Annotated in this window: 17 protein-coding genes and 3 pseudogenes; 12 read left to right on the top strand and 8 right to left on the bottom strand. The window is 50.2% G+C overall.

The features are described 5' to 3' along the window. The first annotated feature begins 52 nt into the window (after positions 1-52). The gene (locus HT085_RS06200) at positions 53-610 is read left to right on the top strand and encodes a nitroreductase family protein (protein WP_003691591.1); all 558 of its coding nucleotides are present in this window, start codon (positions 53-55) and stop codon (positions 608-610) included. A gap of 59 nt (positions 611-669) precedes the next feature. On the opposite strand, the pseudogene HT085_RS12270 reads toward HT085_RS06200, so the two are convergent. The 5 genes and pseudogenes from HT085_RS12270 to nirK all read right to left on the bottom strand — a co-directional run. Beyond that, positions 670-765: pseudogene (locus tag HT085_RS12270) on the bottom strand (carbohydrate kinase); the annotation flags it as partial. 45 nt (positions 766-810) lie between these two features. Continuing rightward, positions 811-1,500 (bottom strand): opacity family porin, encoded by a 690-nt coding sequence (locus HT085_RS06190; RefSeq protein ID WP_244948131.1) that lies wholly within the window; start codon positions 1,498-1,500, stop codon positions 811-813. A gap of 628 nt (positions 1,501-2,128) precedes the next feature. Beyond that, positions 2,129-2,530, bottom strand: a pseudogene (locus HT085_RS06185) (pilin); the annotation flags it as partial. Between the two features lie 242 nt (positions 2,531-2,772). Next, the gene (locus tag HT085_RS06180) at positions 2,773-3,528 is read right to left on the bottom strand and encodes a formylglycine-generating enzyme family protein (RefSeq protein WP_003689183.1); all 756 of its coding nucleotides are present in this window, start codon (positions 3,526-3,528) and stop codon (positions 2,773-2,775) included. 177 nt (positions 3,529-3,705) lie between these two features. Continuing rightward, on the bottom strand, positions 3,706-4,884 hold the full coding sequence (gene nirK, locus HT085_RS06175) for a copper-containing nitrite reductase (RefSeq protein WP_014580268.1): 1,179 nt from the start codon (positions 4,882-4,884) through the stop codon (positions 3,706-3,708). Between the two features lie 373 nt (positions 4,885-5,257). Here nirK and HT085_RS06170 point away from each other — a divergent pair, with 373 nt between their 5' ends. Further along, positions 5,258-7,513 (top strand): nitric-oxide reductase large subunit, encoded by a 2,256-nt coding sequence (locus tag HT085_RS06170; protein WP_003691589.1) that lies wholly within the window; start codon positions 5,258-5,260, stop codon positions 7,511-7,513. Between the two features lie 101 nt (positions 7,514-7,614). Here HT085_RS06170 and HT085_RS06165 read toward each other — a convergent pair whose 3' ends face one another. Further along, positions 7,615-8,796, bottom strand: a complete 1,182-nt coding sequence (locus tag HT085_RS06165) for an LD-carboxypeptidase (protein ID WP_003689177.1) — start codon at positions 8,794-8,796, stop codon at positions 7,615-7,617. 39 nt (positions 8,797-8,835) lie between these two features. Continuing rightward, complete coding sequence (locus HT085_RS06160; RefSeq protein ID WP_003689175.1) at positions 8,836-9,240, bottom strand: HIT family protein; 405 nt, start codon at positions 9,238-9,240, stop codon at positions 8,836-8,838. Between the two features lie 671 nt (positions 9,241-9,911). Between HT085_RS06160 and HT085_RS06155 the strand changes: the two are divergent. The 10 genes and pseudogenes from HT085_RS06155 to HT085_RS06110 all read left to right on the top strand — a co-directional run bounded on the left by HT085_RS06155 (position 9,912) and on the right by HT085_RS06110 (position 16,190). Beyond that, positions 9,912-11,259: pseudogene (locus HT085_RS06155) on the top strand (replication initiation factor domain-containing protein). A gap of 44 nt (positions 11,260-11,303) precedes the next feature. After that, positions 11,304-11,594: a hypothetical protein gene (locus HT085_RS06150; protein WP_012503914.1), complete on the top strand. Its 291-nt coding sequence runs from the start codon at positions 11,304-11,306 to the stop codon at positions 11,592-11,594. Positions 11,595-11,598: 4 nt separating this feature from the next. Beyond that, positions 11,599-11,796 (top strand): hypothetical protein, encoded by a 198-nt coding sequence (locus HT085_RS06145; protein ID WP_003689600.1) that lies wholly within the window; start codon positions 11,599-11,601, stop codon positions 11,794-11,796. Between the two features lie 73 nt (positions 11,797-11,869). Next, positions 11,870-12,088: a major capsid protein gene (locus HT085_RS06140; protein WP_003691584.1), complete on the top strand. Its 219-nt coding sequence runs from the start codon at positions 11,870-11,872 to the stop codon at positions 12,086-12,088. 6 nt (positions 12,089-12,094) lie between these two features. After that, the gene (locus HT085_RS06135) at positions 12,095-12,373 is read left to right on the top strand and encodes a hypothetical protein (RefSeq protein WP_003691583.1); all 279 of its coding nucleotides are present in this window, start codon (positions 12,095-12,097) and stop codon (positions 12,371-12,373) included. Between the two features lie 127 nt (positions 12,374-12,500). Further along, positions 12,501-12,818 carry a DUF1132 family protein gene (locus tag HT085_RS06130; protein WP_014580264.1) on the top strand — a complete coding sequence of 106 codons (318 nt, stop codon included), beginning with the start codon at positions 12,501-12,503 and terminating at the stop codon, positions 12,816-12,818. Further along, positions 12,805-14,346: an IgG-binding virulence factor TspB family protein gene (locus HT085_RS06125; protein WP_425325815.1), complete on the top strand. Its 1,542-nt coding sequence runs from the start codon at positions 12,805-12,807 to the stop codon at positions 14,344-14,346. Before HT085_RS06130 ends, HT085_RS06125 begins: the two co-directional genes overlap by 14 nt. Then, the gene (locus HT085_RS06120; RefSeq protein ID WP_047917922.1) at positions 14,325-14,615 is read left to right on the top strand and encodes a DUF2523 domain-containing protein; all 291 of its coding nucleotides are present in this window, start codon (positions 14,325-14,327) and stop codon (positions 14,613-14,615) included. Before HT085_RS06125 ends, HT085_RS06120 begins: the two co-directional genes overlap by 22 nt. A gap of 9 nt (positions 14,616-14,624) precedes the next feature. Continuing rightward, positions 14,625-15,710: a zonular occludens toxin domain-containing protein gene (locus HT085_RS06115; RefSeq protein WP_003691565.1), complete on the top strand. Its 1,086-nt coding sequence runs from the start codon at positions 14,625-14,627 to the stop codon at positions 15,708-15,710. A gap of 120 nt (positions 15,711-15,830) precedes the next feature. Continuing rightward, on the top strand, positions 15,831-16,190 hold the full coding sequence (locus tag HT085_RS06110; protein ID WP_003689732.1) for a hypothetical protein: 360 nt from the start codon (positions 15,831-15,833) through the stop codon (positions 16,188-16,190). Between the two features lie 633 nt (positions 16,191-16,823). Here HT085_RS06110 and HT085_RS06105 read toward each other — a convergent pair. After that, the gene (locus HT085_RS06105; protein WP_033910908.1) at positions 16,824-17,786 is read right to left on the bottom strand and encodes an IS110 family RNA-guided transposase; all 963 of its coding nucleotides are present in this window, start codon (positions 17,784-17,786) and stop codon (positions 16,824-16,826) included.

Genomic DNA, 17,786 nt, shown 5'->3' with positions numbered 1-17,786 from the left:
CTTCACGGCATATGTGTCCGAAACACCCGACCGATGACCGGAGTATAACGATATGGATGCTTTAAAATTATTGACGAACCGCCGATCTTCCAAAAAGCTGAAGCACCCCGCCCCCGATGCGGCGGAGTTGGAACAAATATTGCAGGCGGCAACCCAAGTTTCCGATCACGGCAACATGCGCCCCTTCCGTTTTACCGTGATTCAAGGCGAGGTAGGATTGCAACGTTTTCGCGATGTGTTGAAGCAAACGGTTGCCGAACTGAATTTCGGCGACGATGCGATGAAAAAGGCGGAAAAAGTGGGCAATATGGCGCCGATGGTCATCGGGGTAACGTTTGTGCCGAACCGCGATGTGCCTAAGCCGAAACCGGAATGGGAGCAGATGCTGACGGCGGGTTGTGCGGCGTATGCGCTGCAACTGGCGGCAACGGCTCAGGGATTCGACAATGTCTGGATTACGGGGATGTGGGTCAACAGCCCATTGTTGCGGGAGGCTTTCGGTTGCGAGGATAAGGATAAAATCATCGGGCTGATGATGGTCGGCACGCCGACAGAGGAAGTGCATAAGCCCAAGAATACCGATTTGGAAGCGTTTGTCAGCCATTGGTAAACGGAATCTCAAACAAAATGCCGTCTGAAAGGCTTTCAGACGGCATTTTTCCATGCATTTTAAACCGGGTTTATGAAACGCCCGATGCGTTCGGCGGAAATGTCGGGTGTTGCGCCATGTTCGGAGGCGACCAGCGCACCAAGTGCGCAGGCAAAGACCTCATGCCGTCTGAAGGTTCAGACGGCATCGGTATCGGGGAATCAGAAGCGGTAGCGCACGCCCAATGAGGCTTCGTGGGTTTTGAAGCGGGTGTTTTCCAAGCGTCCCCAGTTGTGGTAGCGGTAGCCGGCGTCCAGGGTCAGCTTGGGCGTGATGTCGATGCCTACGCCTGCCACTGCGCCGAAGCCCAAGCTGCTGATGCTGCGGCTTTCGTGATGGGGAAGTTTGCGGATCGGAGCATTTGTGGTAACACTTGACGCAGCATTCTGTGGGTAAGTGGTAACAGCAACGGTTTCTTGTTGAACCGAACGAACCTGATGTCTGACGTGTCCGTAGGCGACGCGCATGCCGATATAGGGTTTGAAGCGGGAACCGGTATCGAAATCGTAAATGGTTGACAAGCCGAGAGAAGAAACGGCGTGGAACGTACCGTTTTCCTGATGTTCCGTCTTCAAGGTTTGCTCGTTGCGAAGCCTTTCATCACCTCCTATTTTCACCAGTTTTGTGTTGACGGAATATTTATTGTTGTTCCATTTTCTGTAACGGGCGTAATCTGCCGCTATCCTCCAGCCGCCGAAGTCGTAGCCGACCGACACCCTGGGGTGGACGGAATGCGTACGGATGTTTCTGAAATAATCGCTTACCGTGCTTATTGTGCCTTTTTTTGTACCGGTTGGTTCCGGATAATCGTGGGTAATGCGTTCGGCGGCGTAGGCTAAATCCGCCTGCACATACGGGCCGCGGCCATTGCCTTCACTTGCCGCCTGCGCTGCGGAAGGGAAGAGAAGAGAAGAGAAGAGAAGAGAAGAGAAGAGAAGAGAAGAGAAGAGAAGAGAAGAGAAGGTTTTTTGCGGGCTGGATTCATTTTCGGCTCCTTATTCGGTTTGACCGGTTAAAAAAAGATTTTCACTGATGTTGAAAGGCGGATTATATCGGGTTCCGGGCGGTGTTTCAACACAATATGGCGGATGAACAAAAACCGGTACGGGTTGCCCCGCCCCGGCTCAAAGGGAACGGTTCCCTAAGGTGATGAAGCACCGGGCGGATCGGTTCCGTACCATTTGTACTGCCTGCGGCCCGCCGCCTTGTCCTGATTTTTGTTAATCCGCTATAAAGACCGTCGGGCATCTGCAGCCGTCATTCCCGCGCGGGCGGGAGTCCGGACCGCTTGTTCGGCAAATGAGTGGGCGGGTTGCGCGCCTGTCAGATAAAAACCGTGTTTAAACGGGTGGCAATGAGGCACATGCAGGGCCTTGAAGCGCAATCGATATATTATTTCCACCGGAACGGACGACCCCGCCCGCCTTGCAAACCCTTAAAAGACAAGCCGCCCGGGTTGATCCGGGCGGCCGTGGAAAATCACTTACCGGCAGATGACGTATCGCGGCAGGTTGACGGCAGGTGCTTGGTGTCGATTTTGTCGTTGCCGCCGGCGTCGTCGGTAACGTCGTCGGCGTCGGCGTTGTCGCGCTTAACCGGCTGTCCGCAGAACCATTTTACCGAACCGTTTTCACGCTTGGCCCACAGGGAGAGTCTTTTGTCTTTGATTTCTTTGTTTACGCCGCTTGAATTCATTGTGGCGGTGACGACGCCGTTTTCGACTTTAACTTCCTTAACATATTTGCCTTTGATTGATGAAGAAGATGCCACGCCGGCAGCGCCGTTGTCGGCGGGCCATTCGCCGTTATTCAGGTAATACTCGGTAACGGCTGATTTTTGACCTTCGGCCAAAAGGATGGCTTCGGAAACTTGCGCGCGGGCGGGAATCCGGACCTTAGAACAACAGCAATATTCAAAGATTATCTGAAAGTCCGAGATTCTAGATTCCCGCTTTCGCGGGAATGACGAAAAGTTGCGGGAATGACGGTTCGGGCATTCCTTAAATTACCCGTGTATCGCTGTAAATCTTAGAGATGGCGGAATATAGCGGATTAACAAAAACCAGTACGGCAAGGCGAGGCAACGCCGTACTGGTTTTTGTTAATCCACTATAATTGAAGGGGTTATCGGCTTGCGCAGCGGAAGCCCAAGTTGTGCAGGACATATTTGGATTGCAGGCTGGTGCGGATGCCGTAGCGGAGGAAGGCGGCATAGTTGGACGAGTCGCTCGCCCCGACAGATGCGCCGCTGCAAAACATTTGCGCGTTGGCATTGCCGGAAGAAAGCAGGCTGCTGTTGAAATCTTCCGTCCATTCCCAAATCAGCCCGTGCATATCATAAACACCCCAGTAGTTCGGGCGGTCTTTGCCGACATCGTGCAGGCCTTTCCGTCCGCCGTCGGCATACCAATCGAGAATAGTGCGGTTGTAGCCGGGTTCGTTTGAGCCGTTTTTCTGCGTGGCGGAAGCAAGTCCGGCAAATTCCCATTCGTCGATGGTCGGCAGGCGTTTGCCTTGTGCGGCGCAATAGGCGTTGGCGGCAAACCAGGAAATATTGGTAACCGGCTGTTTCAATTCGCCCGCCTTCGGCGCATAGCTGCGGCTGCCGTTTTTCATCCAATGCTTCAGGTAAGCGGGTTCTGCCTGTTTGGAACCGATCCTGCCTTTTTGCCATTGGGGGTGGCTGTTGACAAATTCGGCAAACTCGGCATTGGTAACGGGATATTTATCCAGTTTGAACGGTTTGACTTTAATCAGGCCGGTATCTTTTTTCAGATAAAGCGGGCGGTAGCTGCCGCCTTCGATTTGAACCATTTCGGCAGCCGCCGCTTGAGTGCCGGCGAGTGCCGTGCCGAGGAAAAATAACCGGACGTACTTCATAAAGCCTCCTGACAGGCGGTTAGCATTGATTTTTCAGACGGCATTTTAAACAAAAAGCCGCGAATGCCGTCTGAAAAATCAATCTTCCGAAAGGAAAGATTGGTTGTTAAAAAACCACTGCCGTGCGTAATGAAGTACGGCGGCAGTGGTTTGTCCCGCTAATGACGGGTATCCGATTTAATAAACGCTTTTTTCGGATGCAGAGGCTGCCGGGGCAGAAGCAGCCGGTGCGGAAGCAGCAGGGGCAGAAGCCGCGCCGCTGCCGGCGTAAGCGGTATCACTCAATTTTTGAGTCATGATTTCAGGGTTTTCCGCACCCTCTACTTTCAATTGCCCCAACGCGCCTTTGTTGAATGCGCGGAAGATGGAGTGGTCGACCAAAGTGTAGCTGCCCGGGATGTCGACTTTGAATTCGACGATGGCAGAACCGCCGGCAGGCACGATGGTGCTTTGTACGTTTTCGTTAATCAGTTTGCCGCCTTCAACATAAACTTTGTCGAAGATTTCGCCGATGACGTGGAAGGAAGACACCAAGTTCGGGCCGCCGTTACCGACGTACATACGCACGGTTTCGCCTGCTTTGGCTTTCAGGGCGTTATCGCCGGCGATAGCGCCTACGTGGCCGTTGAATACGACGTATTCAGGCTGTTCGGCAACGGCTTTGTCCATATCGAACGGTTGCAGGCCTTGCGCGCCTTTTTTGCCTTTGGTGTAGAAGTCGCCTTGGACGATGTAGAACTCTTTATCCACTTTCGGCAGGCCTTCTTTAGGCTCGACCAAAATCAGACCGTACATACCGTTGGCGATGTGCATACCGACCGGCGCGACGGCGCAGTGGTAGATGTACAGGCCCGGTTGCAGGGCTTTGAAGCTGAATGTGGAAGTGCGGCCCGGGGCGGTAAAGGTCGCGGCTGCACCGCCGCCCTGACCGGTTGCGGCGTGGAAGTCGACGTTGTGCGGAACGGTAGAAGAAGGATTGTTGGAGAATTCGACTTCAACCGTATCGCCTTCGCGTACGCGGATCATACGGCCCGGAACGTCGCCGTCAAATGTCCAGTAGCGGTATTCCACCCCGTCGTCCATTTTCATGGTTTTTTCGACGGTTTCCATTTTTACGCGTACTTTGGCAGGATAGTCGCGGTCGATTGCGGGAGGTACTTCGGGAGCGTGGGTGGTCACCGCATCGATGACGGGCAGTTCGCCTGCAGGCGTTTCGGCGGTAGCTTGTGCGGCGGAACTTGCGGCTTCTGCGGAAGCGGCAGGGGTTTCGGCAGGGGCTTGAGCAGCTTGTTCGCCACCGCAGGCGGCCAATGCGAATAAGGAAGCAATCATTGCGGCTAATGCTTGGCGTTTCATAATGTTTTCCTTTTGTAAGAAAAGTAGGGGGGATTAGTTAAGAACTTGGTGTGATTATGCGGTTGTCCCATTGCGGGCATTTTAATTTAAGTCAAATAATTCATAAAATATGAACTTAAAATGACGCTTCTAATACTTTATAACTACTAAAAATTACAATGAATAGGCTGATTTGCTAGGGGCTCCGGCAGAGCAGGCAAAGGCAGGGCAATTTCCGAGTAAAGAATAATGATAGTTATTATCATATATGTATTTGTTCTATATGTGAGTTTGTTTGAACAAATGTTTATTTGCGCGGTAAACCATGCTACAATCTTTAACATTCATATTTTGTGAATTTTAAACAACTGATTTATTAAAAGGAGCTCTCAAAATGGGACAGTACAAGAAGCTGTGGTACTTGCTGTTTGCCGTTCTGGCGGTATGCTTTACCATTCTTGGCTATATGGGCAGCGAGGTTTATAAGAAAGCCCCGCCTTACCCCGAACAGGTCGTTTCCGCATCCGGCAAAGTGCTGATGACGAAAGACGATATTTTGGCAGGTCAGTCTGCGTGGCAGACTACCGGCGGCATGGAAGTCGGTTCGATTCTGGGACACGGCGCATATCAGGCTCCGGATTGGACGGCCGACTGGCTGCATCGTGAGTTGTCCGCCTGGTTGGATTTGACCGCGCAACAGGCTTACGGCAAAAAATTCGATGAAGTTTCCCCTGAAGAACAAGCCGTTCTGAAAACCCGCTTGGCCGATGAATACCGCAATCAAAGCCGTATTAAAGAAGACGGCAGCGTCGTCATCAGCGATACGCGCGTGAAAGCCATCGAAAGCATCCTGCCTTACTATCACGGCGTTTACGGCGATGATCCCAAGTTGCAAACCACCCGCGAACACTTTGCAATGAAAAACAACACATTGCCAAGCCAAGAAGCGCGTGAAAAACTGTTCGACTTCTTCTTCTGGACTTCTTGGTCTGCTTCGACCAACCGTCCCGGCGAGGTCTTTACCTACACCAACAACTGGCCGCACGAGCCTTTGATCAACAATGTACCGACTACTGAAAACTACATGTGGTCGTTTACCAGTGTCGTACTGCTCTTGATGGGCATCGGTTTGTTGATGTGGGGTTATTCCTTCCTGACCAAACACGAGGAAGTGGAAGTGCCGTCTGAAGACCCGATTTCCAAAATCCAACTGACCCCTTCGCAAAAAGCATTGGGCAAATACGTCTTCCTGACGGTCGCCCTGTTTGTGGTACAAGTATTGCTGGGCGGCCTGACCGCGCACTACACCGTCGAAGGTCAGGGTTTCTACGGCATTGACGAGGCGTTGGGCTTTGAAATGTCCGACTGGTTCCCCTACGCCCTGACCCGTACTTGGCACATCCAATCCGCCATCTTCTGGATTGCAACCGGCTTTTTGACGGCAGGTTTGTTCCTCGCGCCGATTGTCAACGGCGGCAAAGATCCCAAGTTCCAACGTGCAGGCGTGAACTTCCTCTATATCGCCCTCTTCATCGTGGTCGGCGGTTCTTACGCGGGCAACTTCTTCGCGTTGACGCACATCCTTCCCCCCGAATTTAACTTCTGGTTCGGACACCAAGGTTACGAATACCTCGATTTGGGACGTTTCTGGCAACTCCTTTTGATGGTCGGACTGCTGTTGTGGCTGTTCCTGATGTTGCGCTGCACGGTTTCCGCCTTCAAAGAAAAAGGCGTGGACAAAAACCTGCTGGCAATCTTTGTCGCTTCTATGGTCGGCGTGGGCGTGTTCTACGCACCGGGCCTGTTCTATGGCGAAAAATCCCCGATTGCCGTAATGGAATACTGGCGTTGGTGGGTGGTCCACCTGTGGGTGGAAGGCTTCTTTGAAGTATTTGCCACTGCCGCCTTTGCCTTTGTCTTCTACAATATGGGCTTTGTCCGCCGCAGTACCGCCACTGCCTCCACTTTGGCCGCTGCCGCCATCTTTATGTTGGGCGGCGTTCCGGGCACGCTGCACCACCTGTACTTCTCCGGCTCTACCTCCGCCTCTATGGCAATCGGCGCCTGCTTCTCCGCTTTGGAAGTCGTGCCGCTGGTGTTGCTGGGCCGCGAGGCATACGAGCACTGGTCTTACCAACACCTGTCCGACTGGGCGAAACGCCTGCGTTGGCCGCTGATGTGCTTCGTGGCAGTCGCTTTTTGGAATATGATCGGTGCCGGCGTATTCGGCTTTCTGATCAATCCGCCGATTTCCCTGTTCTATATCCAAGGTTTGAACACTTCCGCCGTTCACGCGCACGCCGCCTTGTTCGGTGTGTACGGTTTCTTGGCATTGGGCTTCGTATTGTTGGTTGCGCGCTACTTGAAACCGAACGCGCGGTTTGACGACAAACTGATGACTTGGGGCTTCTGGCTGCTCAACGGCGGCTTGGTCGGTATGATTGCCATCAGCCTGCTGCCTGTCGGCGTGATTCAGGCATACGCCTCTATCACGCACGGTTTGTGGTATGCCCGCAGCGAAGAATTCCTGCAAATGGAAATCCTCGACACCCTGCGCTGGGTACGCACTGCCCCCGACTTAATCTTTATCGGCGGTGCAATCTGCGTTGCCATCCAAGCCACTAAAATCGTATTCGGCCGCGACAAATAAGTTTTAGCCTGAAAATGGAAACCGCACCTGCCATCAGGTGCGGTTTTTTTACAGGAAAATGCCGTCTGAAGGCTTCAGACGGCATTTGTCCGTTTGCGGGTTTATTCCGAAATATCGGCAACACCGCTTTCGGGGAAGATAGGCAAATCCGGCGGTGGGAGCAGGGTATCCAAAGTCAGGGCGGACGCATCGAGTGTGGGGTAGCCTTCAAACGCGACCGAATAGCCGCCGTTTCCGTTCATACGGATTCGGGTGTGCGCGCCCAGAGGGAAAGTGATTTTGTCGGCAATGTGTCCGAACGGGAAGCCTGTCAGCACGGGGATTTTCGCCGTGCGCGAAATATGCTTGGCAACGGCGGAAAAATCATAAGACGAATCATAGAGATCTCGAATTTTTTCCATACGGAAATCGCCGAACACGATGGCGCGCTGTTTGCCCAAAATACCCGAAAGATACAGCGTATTGAGCATACGTTCGATGCGGTAGGGCTGTTCGCCGACATCTTCGAGGAACAAAATGCCGCCGTCGATGTCGGGCATATAAGGCGTACCGGCGAGCGAGGCGAGGACGCTTAAGTTGCCGCCCCACAACGTGCCTTCGGTTTCGACATCGGCGCGTTGGATATAAGGAACATCAACGGTCAGGCGGTTTTGGGTTGTCCCCTTGATAAAGGCATCCATCGTAAACGCACCGGGGGCAGGTTTGCCAAAATCGCTATAAGCCATCGGGCCGGCAAAACTCATCATATTGCCTTTTGCCAACAATGCCAGTTGGACGGCGCATACGTCGCTGAATCCGAAAAACAGCGTGCCGTGTTCGCGCATCCTTGCGCCGAGCGAGGCAAAATCGATATGCGGCAGAATCCGCGCCGCACCGTAACCGCCGCGCAAGCCCATCAGCACTTTAGGCGTGGCGACGCGGCCGGAGGCGACCTCTTGGAAATCTGCCGCGCGTTGCGCGTCCGTGCCGGCAAACCGTTGGAAACGGCGGCTGCCCGCCTGTTGGTTGGTTACGGTAAAACCGGCATTGTAAAGGCGGGTTAAGGCTGTGTTGACGCGGTTAGTGTCTTCGGCAAATCCTGACGAAGCGACAACGCGCAGAAGGTTGCCGTCCGAACTTTGACGGCGTGGCGTTTGGAGAGGCACGGTTCGGGCTTTCACAACGGAATGGGAAGAGGGAAGGGGCGGAACGGATGTGGCGGATGTGCCGCAAGCCTGAAGCAGCCCCGCGCCGGCGGCGGTGCAGGTTTTCAGAAAACGGCGGCGGGAGGTCGGTTCGGTCATAATTTCCCTTTCATACGGTTTCAGACGGCATCGGCGGGTTTAAAGCAGCTTTTTAAGCTGTTCCGTCCAATTTTGCGGCAGGGTCATACCGTGTTTTCGGACGGGGTTTGCCCAAATCGGCGCAGGGAAAGTCGCATCGTTTTCAAAGCGGGCGATAATATGCCAATGCAGGTGCGGCACGACATTGCCCAAGCTGGCGAGGTTGATTTTTGCCGGCCGGAACACTTGGCGCATAGCGGCTTCGACTTTGTACACCATTTCCATCAATTCGCCGCGTTCCGCTGCCGAAAGGTCGGTAATTTCGGCAATGTGTCCGTGCCAAATGACGCGGCAGAATGCCGGCGAACCGCTGTCGTTATGGACGGCGATGACGCGCAGCTTGGGGGTTTGCAGCAAAATATCTTCATCTTGTGCCGTGCAGATGGGGCAGGGTTGGGCGGTCATTTTTCCTTATTCCTGAAAGTGTTTAAAAAACGGTAGGGCAATTTCTGATAGTTTAATTTGTCTGTCCGCATTGCCGTTAATTGTACCACTTCATCGTGTTTCCTTTTCGGTTGAAACCCCGCCCTTTAGGGCGGCAGGATCAGACTTTGTTTGGGAGGGGCGTAACCCCTTCCGAATCAGGACGACATATAGGGCGGTGCTTTATGTGTCGTCCTGTGTGTTGAAACATATCGGACGCGTTTGAACAGTTGTGCGGCAAACTGTTTTAGCGGAAGGCAAGAGATGCCGTCTGAAGCCCATTGTCCGTCATTCCCACACAGGCAGTTGCTACGGTTGCTGAAGCCCCTTAGCCGTCGCGCAGGCAGTTGTTACGGTTACTAAAATCCCGTCATTTCCTCAAAAACAGAAAACCAAAATCAGAAACCTAAAATCCCGTCATTCCCGCGCAGGCGGGAATCCGGGCCTGTCGGCACGGAAACTTATCGGATAAAACGGTTTCTTTAGATTTTACGTTCCGGATTCCCGCCTGCGCGGGAATGACGGCGGGAGAACAATGCCGTCTGAAACCTTATATATTGCGTCCCTAAGAAGGGGCGATTAACAAAAATTAACGCCCTTTACTTTCTACAAGTAACAGGGCTTTTTTTTTGCCCGTTTTTGAGGATTCGCAAATGGAAGATAAGCAAGGGATGACAAAGGAGGTTGCCGGCGTGATGACGGAGGCGCCGGCGGACGGCAGGAAGCCGGCAACCGCTTCGAATCTTCCCCCCCCCTTATCTAACAGGGGGGGGCACAGAAACCGAAACGGCGGGCAGGGTTCAGGAAGTCTTCGAATGTTACGAAACGTACATAACGGACGGTAAAGGAAACCTGTTAGGCGTTCCTCTTAGGCGCGGTGTATCAGATTCGGCTTTCATTGACCAAATCACATTTTCAATTCATGAAGACACGTTTTTCCATGTTTATGGACTTTCGTTTGATTTGTTCGATGATGACGATTTCATACGCGCGGCTTCCGCCAAGATGGAGGAAATTTTCGGATTCGGAATCATTGAAAAAGCCAAGCATTCGGGCGGGCGTTTCTATGAAGGCTGCTGGCTGATGGGAACGGAAAATGCCCAATACGGGCGCGTCCATTACGGCGGCCAACGTGAAACGATGTTGGTTGAATTGACGGCGGTAGGCTGCAATGCTGCAAATATTGGATGGGAATCAAGGCTTTTTGATTTTCTGACAAATGCGATTCGTCCAAAAATAACGCGCGTTGACATTGCAAAAGACTTTTTCAACGGAGAGTACAGCCCGAATCAGGCAAGAGAAGACCGCAATAAAGGTTTGTTTACGTGCCATCACGTCAAACCGAAGGGCGAATGTTTGGGGTCGGATTGGGAAGAAGACGATGAAGCCAAAATGACCAAAGGCAAGACCTATGGTATCGGCTCCCGTGAATCGTCCAAATATGTCCGCGTCTATGAAAAAGGCAAGCAGTTGGGCGATAAAACAAGCACATGGACGCGCTTTGAAATTGAATTCAAAGCAAAAGACATCGTTATCCCTTTCGAAGTTTTGCAGAATCCGGGCGAATATTTCGGCGGCGCATATCCCATTTGCGAACGATTCGCCCAAAAGGCAACGCGCATACACGCGGTTAAGGAAGATAAGGTTGTTTCAGCCGACCGCTGCCTTGAATGGGTAAAAAAACAGTTCGGACGTGCGGCAAACGGTCTGAAATTCATTTTTCCCGAATTGGACAAAGCCAAACTGTTTGAACTGATTGAGCCGAGTCATCACAAGCTGCCCAAGTCTTTGGCTCTCGAAGCCTACGACTGCGCCTTTTTGAAATCTCAAGTCATTCATGAACAGCCCGCATTCAAACCGTACAATGACCCTTATTATATGTACGAATATTACGAGAATCTTGAAAAACAGCTTGAACAGCAAAAACACGTCAACAATGAAGAAAGCTATAACAACTTCATTTACGACAAATTCGCAAGACTACCGATTTCATGGGCTTAAAGTGTCTGCCCGAAAGACGTTTAATCACACAAGGAAACCAAAAAATGAACATCCAACTTCAAGGCCACATCGTCGGCGTTAAAAAATTCAACGGACAAATCGAAGGCAAGAGCTTCGACTATTGCCGCCTGATTGTCGCCACACCCTTAGACAGCTCCCAAGGCAACGCATTGGGCAGCTCTACTACTGAATACGATTTCGGCGGCTCTGCCAATTTCGAGCAGTTCCGAAACGCCCAATTTCCGATCGAAGCAAACCTGAACGTGGAAATCGTCACTACGGGCAAAACTCAAAAACTGAAAGTCACCGGTTTTCAATTCGTTAAGAAAGGCTGATTGAATGCAGAAAGTCTATGTTGTCCAGTCCGTATCAACAGGGGACTTTCTGTATCTCTCTCCTGAAACGGGCGACATCGGACATACCAAATTAATTACCAATGCCGATTATTTCTACGACTTCGAAGAAGCGGTTAACGCAGGTTTGGAAGAAATCGGCAACCAATGCGAATTTGTCGTATTCGGATTTTTGAAAGACTGATTTTCGGATGTTCGGCGGTCGTCTGAAAAACTCTCCATCCATTACCGCCAAACACTTTTTGAAGGAAAATATCATGAAATTTATTAACACCTGCCGTAAATACGGCGCAAAACTGGCTGTTGTAACAGCCGCCCCGCTGGCTTTGGCGGCACAGGCAAACGCAGCGTTGCCCGAAACGGCAAAAAACGCTTTGGAAGCCGCAAAAGCGGACGGTATGGAAGCCGGTTGGATTGTAGTGGGCGTTTTCGCCGCGCTTTTTGTATTTTCCATCGTTAAGAGGGTGATGAAGTAAGGCGGCATGTACTGCCAAGTCGGAAATAAATGTCTTGAGAAGCACCGGGCCGAAAACCTTTATTTCAGCTTGGTAGTACCAAGAATCCAAGAAAACGGACAGATAATCAGGCCGGAATATAACGGCAGCATGTGGAAGATGTCGGACGGTCAGCCGCTAAGGCTTTCATTGGCGGAATGCAGTCCGAAAGACAACCTGCAAAGCGGTCTTGAAACAGGCCGGATAGTATTCGGCGTCCTCGCGTCCGTTTACTTTGTTTCCCTGCTGAAAAAGGTTTTGAAATGATGGATTTTTATTTCTATCTCGGCGTTGCCGTCCCCGTATTAATCGGGGCGGTTCTGTTTAAGGATTGAGCGCATGAAGTTATGGTGTCAAAATCAGGCTTTCAAAACAACCTTTGAAAGGCAGAACCATGAACAAGCCGTTTATCACTCAGGCGCAGTTGGCACTTTATAAATATCAGCCGTCAAGCGAGTATTTTGGGCAATCGATGGCGGTTATAGCGCAATCTGAATTTGTTGAATTTGCGAAGATTAATAAGTCTGAAAATGTTATTGATTGTTTCTCTTTTTTCTGGAATAGAAGAATCAAACATGACATTTGGTTAATATCATTTCCTGATAATTCGGAAATGGTAATTAAAGAATCCTTGAAAGATGGTCATAAAACATACAAATTTGAATTTTGCCAAATTGTCGATAATTGCAATTTTGATGATGTATTCGTTTGAAGCGAATGCAAATGCAGTAAAAATATCTGAAACTCTTTCGGTTGATACCGGACAAGGTGCGAAAATTCATAAGTTTGTACCTAAAAATAGTAAAACTTATTCATCTGATTTAATAAAAACGGTAGATTTAACACACATCCCCACGGGCGCAAAAGCCCGAATCAACGCCAAAATAACCGCCAGCGTATCCCGCGCCGGCGTATTGTCGGGGGTCGGCAAACTTGTCCGCCAAGGCGCGAAATTCGGCACAAGGGCGGTTCCCTATGTCGGAACAGCCCTTTTAGCCCACGACGTATACCAAACTTTCAAAGAAGACATAAAGGCACGAGGCTGCCGATACGATCCCGAAACCGACAAATTTGTAAAAGGCTACGAATATGCTAATTGCCTTTGGTACGAAGACGAAAGACGTATTAATAGAACCTATGGCTGCTACGGCGTTGACAGTTCGATTATGCGCCTTATGCCCGATCGCAGCAGATTCCCCGAAGTCCAACAACTGATGGAAAGTCAAATGGAAAGGATTGCTCGTCCTTTTTGGGATAAACGGAAAGAAGAAATTCCTAAAGATACTGCTTTAAAGTGGCGTCTTTTTCCTTTTAGTCATTGTGAATTTTTTTGGAACGGCGGCGGTTGTTTTGTACGTAACGGTGATAATTTAATTCATCGAGTTTATTTTAAACTTGGCCGCAATCCGAAATACAAAGAAGAAATGGATGCCAAAAAGCCGGAAGAGATTTTATCGTTGAAAGTCGATGCCGATCCCGACAAATACATAAAGGCAACCGGATATCCCGGTTATTCCGAAAAAGTAGAAGTCGCACCCGGAACAAAAGTGAATATGGGGCCCGTCACGGACAGGAACGGGAATCCCGTTCAGGTTGCCGCAACATTCGGCAGGGACGCGCAAGGCAACACCACGGCGGATGTACAAGTAATCCCGCGTCCCGACCTCACGCCCGCAAGCGCGGAAGCACCTCACGCACAGCCGCCGCCCGAAGTATCGCCCGCCGAAAACCCCGCAAACAACCCGGACCCCGATGAGAACCCCGGCACGCGCCCCAATCCCGAACCCGACCCCGATTTGAATCCCGATGCAAATCCCGATACGGACGGACAGCCCGGAACAAGCCCCGATTCCCCGGCCGTTCCGGACCGCCCAAACGGCAGGCATCGCAAAGAAAGGAAAGAAGGCGAAGACGGCGGGCTTTCGTGCGATTATTTTCCGGAAATCCTAGCCTGTCAGGAGATGGGCAAACCTTCGGACCGCATGTTTCACGATATAAGCATACCGCAGGTTACAGACGATAAAACATGGTCTTCACATAACTTTTTACCGTCTAACGGCGTATGTCCGCAGCCGAAAACCTTTCATGTTTTCGGCAGGCAATATCGGGCAAGCTATGAACCGTTGTGCGTGTTTGCCGAAAAAATCCGTTTTGCCGTACTGCTCGCCTTTATCATTATGTCGGCTTTTGTCGTTTTCGGTTCGTTGGGGGGGAATAAATGCCATTACTTGCCGGCCTGATTCCACTTTTAGGCATACTTCTGAAAATGCTGATTGTCAGAATCATCCTTGCAACAGGTCTGACATTCGTAACCTATGCCGGGTATCTCGCCGCACTGGAAAAGTTCAAAGGCTACACGGCAAATGCGATCAATTCCATGCCTTCCGACATATTGAACCTTCTTTTAATTTCGGGATTCGGTCAGGGGTTGGGCTGCCTGTTCGGCGCATTCTCGTTCTTCATTGGTATGCACGCATTCAAAAAACTGACGTTTGTCTTTCCGGGATGAGGTAGAAACATGATTTATCTGTTTACGGGAAACATGGGGGCAGGCAAAACCCCCCGCGTCGTCTCTATGATTTTGAACAACGAAGACGGATTGTTCAAAATGGAATTGGAAGACGGCACGGAGGCAGACCGGCCGCTTTATTTCTGCCATATCGACGGATTGGACAAACGAAAATTCAATGCCCGCGAACTGGCGGAAGGGCAAATCATGTCCGCCCCGCTTCGTGATGTCATACCGGAAGGCGCGGTGCTGATTGTTGGCGAAGCGCACTACACTTACCCGGTACGCGCGGCAGGCCGTCCCGTTCCGCCCTATATTCAGGAACTGACAGAACTCCGCCATCACGGGCATACCGTCATTTTGATGACGCGGCACCCGAGCCAACTTGATATATTCGTCCGCAACCTTGTTTCAAAGCATGTACACCTTGAACGCAAGGCAATCGGCATGAAACAGTATTATTGGTATAAATGCGTAACCTCGTTGGACAATCCCGCGGGCGTAAGCGGCGTAGAAGCCGCAAATTGGAAACCGCCTAAAGAAGCCTTCAAATACTATAAATCATCAAGCCGGCACCAAAAGTTCAAGAAAAAAGTGCCTTGGGCGGTTTGGGCGTTGATTGCGGTTGTAGGGTTTGTAGGCTGGAAAAGTTACGGCATGTTTCAAGTTTACAGCAAAGCCACAGACAGCCGGATTGAGCAGGAAGCGCAAAAAGAAAGCGTTGTGCAGACGATGACGGAGCAGACGGCATCATCAGAAACAGCGCCTTTTGAGCATTCCGACAATCTGAAACCTGAAGACTTTGTGCCGACTTTGCCCGAAAAGCCCGAAAGCAAGCCTATTTATAACACAGTCCGACAAGTAAAAACCTTTGAGCAAATCGCCGGATGCATAGACGGCGGAAAATCAGATTGCACATGCTATTCAAATCAAGGAACACCCTTGAAAGAAATAACAAAGATAATGTGTAAAGAATATGTGAAAAACGGGTTGCCTTTCAATCCTTACAAGGACGAACGGCAAAGGACGGAACAGGCGGCACAGTCCGCGAAAGCGGACAAGCCCCAAGTTCTCGTAATGGGCGGAAAGTCCTAATAAAATTTAATGTACGACAACTGAAGAGCGCGGAAAACCGTTTGAAGGAATCGGCGGCGGAGTCGTAAAGCAGAAAGTTCTTTTTAAAATCATATTCTGAATACTAAATCTGAGGATGTCATGATTCACAAACCAAGATATATCAAAATTGTAGATGAAAACGGGGATTTCACACGTGTTCTCCGTCTCCATAAGTTCCCGGACACGTCGAAAGTTTTTTATTTCGAGCCTATGTTCTGGCTTAAAGATGGTCGGCTTGCCCGGAAAGACAGTTTGTTTGAAGTTGATTACATTTACGGTGCAGACGGTTGCGGGTTCTTGCCGTCAAATTTAACGGAGTTCAGAAAATATTGCCGGAAAAAGCACCAAAAGTTTAAGGACGATGAAGTTTTAGTAAACCGTTACGCGGTCGATTTTTTGGGTGCGAAGGAACCCCCATATGACGACCGCCATGTGACTTCAGTCAAATATTTTGTTTGATAAAACCAAAATCACAAATTCAGCCACTACCCCTCAGGATGGCTTGGGCGGAGCGAAGGGGGTTAACTGCTAGAATGGCTGTTTTTTTTTGGGCGTATCTCAGTCCGGAATCGCTTCGTTCGGGGGTTGTAGGTGCAGGAAAATAGGGCGGAAAAAAGGAAAAGGGGGAAGCTTTGTAAAGATTGGGTGCGTTACCCAATCTTTACGAATACCCCCTTTTCCTTTTTTATGAACTGTTTTTCAATACCGCAAACCCACTAACGGAGTGATTCCGGACTGAGATACGCCTAAAAAAAATCAGACATTCGGGTCGCAACAGGAATCTTTACCAAAACCTGCAACCCAAATAAAATCAGACACGGCAAAGGAATAGCTACCCTTTGCCGAAACCGTCCGGCCTGAACAAACCACAAACTTAAAGTTTGATGACGAGAATAGGCGGGCGGTTTTCTTGTTTGTGAAATTGAGTAGTATCAAAGAACACAGATTCTGAATATATAAGATACTACTTTAATTGACAACAGCATTTTTACAATTCATTTTCAACCCATTGAATTTCAATATTTGAAAATTCACCGGATTTCAGACGCGGCAAAGCAGGCATTTAAAAAATGCCTTTTTTCCTTTCGGGATTTACGCCGATTTGTAACGCGATGGATCGTAATCTCCGCCTTTCTTATGTACGTGATACGCAATAACGGCGAGTTTACGCATCAATGCTGCGATGATGACTTTTTTAGGCTTCTTCTTTTCTTCCAGCCTTTTGATGAAGTCGGGAAATGCCCTTATCCGGTATGCGACCATGGCCGGCATAAACAAGACGGCGCGTAATTTCCTGTTGCCAAACTTGGTCAGTTTGCCTTTTCCCCTTACGCTTGTCCCGGATTCTTTTTGTTGCGGGCTTAAGCCTGCGAACGCTGCAAATTTGTTTGATGTTTCAAATTTCGAAGATGTTAGATGATGAAACAATACGGCTGCGGTCATTCTGCCTATTGCCGGTATGGTTTCAAGACGCTTCACGCCTTCCTTGCAGTTAGGCTTCTCCGTCTGCTCTTTTATCTTCTCCTTTAAAACTTCAAGCTGTTCATTCATGGCTTTGATGATTTGCGCATATGCTTTGGCCGCTTCTTCATCTTTTGCCGCGTGATGACGGTTTTTCATTGCCGCGCATTCGCTTTTGATTTGCGCGTATGCTGCGATCATCCGTGAAAGCCTGTATTGCTCGTCCGTAGGCTTCTGCCTCTTTACAAGCTCGCTTTCCTGCGCCGACCGGCAATACTGCGCTATCAGTTTTGCATCCTGTTTGTCTGTTTTGGTTCGCTTGAACCTGCTTTCTGCATACTTGCTTATTTTCAGCGGATTCACTACGTAAACGCTGTAATACTGCGCGAAGTAGTCGGCAACTTCTTCATAATAATTGCCGGTTGCCTCCATGCAGATATGCAGATTCTGACATCCCAAGCTTTTCAACCGGTCCGAAAACTGATTTAAACCTTTTGAATCGTTGTCAAACTTTGCCGAATATTCGGCATTGCCGACAATGGCCGTTGCGTCAAATGTCAGCTTGGATATGTCCAATCCTACGGCGTTACGCAT

The sequence above is a fragment of the Neisseria gonorrhoeae genome (genome assembly GCF_013030075.1).
Classification (GTDB): Bacteria; Pseudomonadota; Gammaproteobacteria; order Burkholderiales; family Neisseriaceae; genus Neisseria; species Neisseria gonorrhoeae.
Note: the sequence above shows the minus strand (reverse complement) of the source record. Positions and strands in the feature narration are given on the sequence as shown.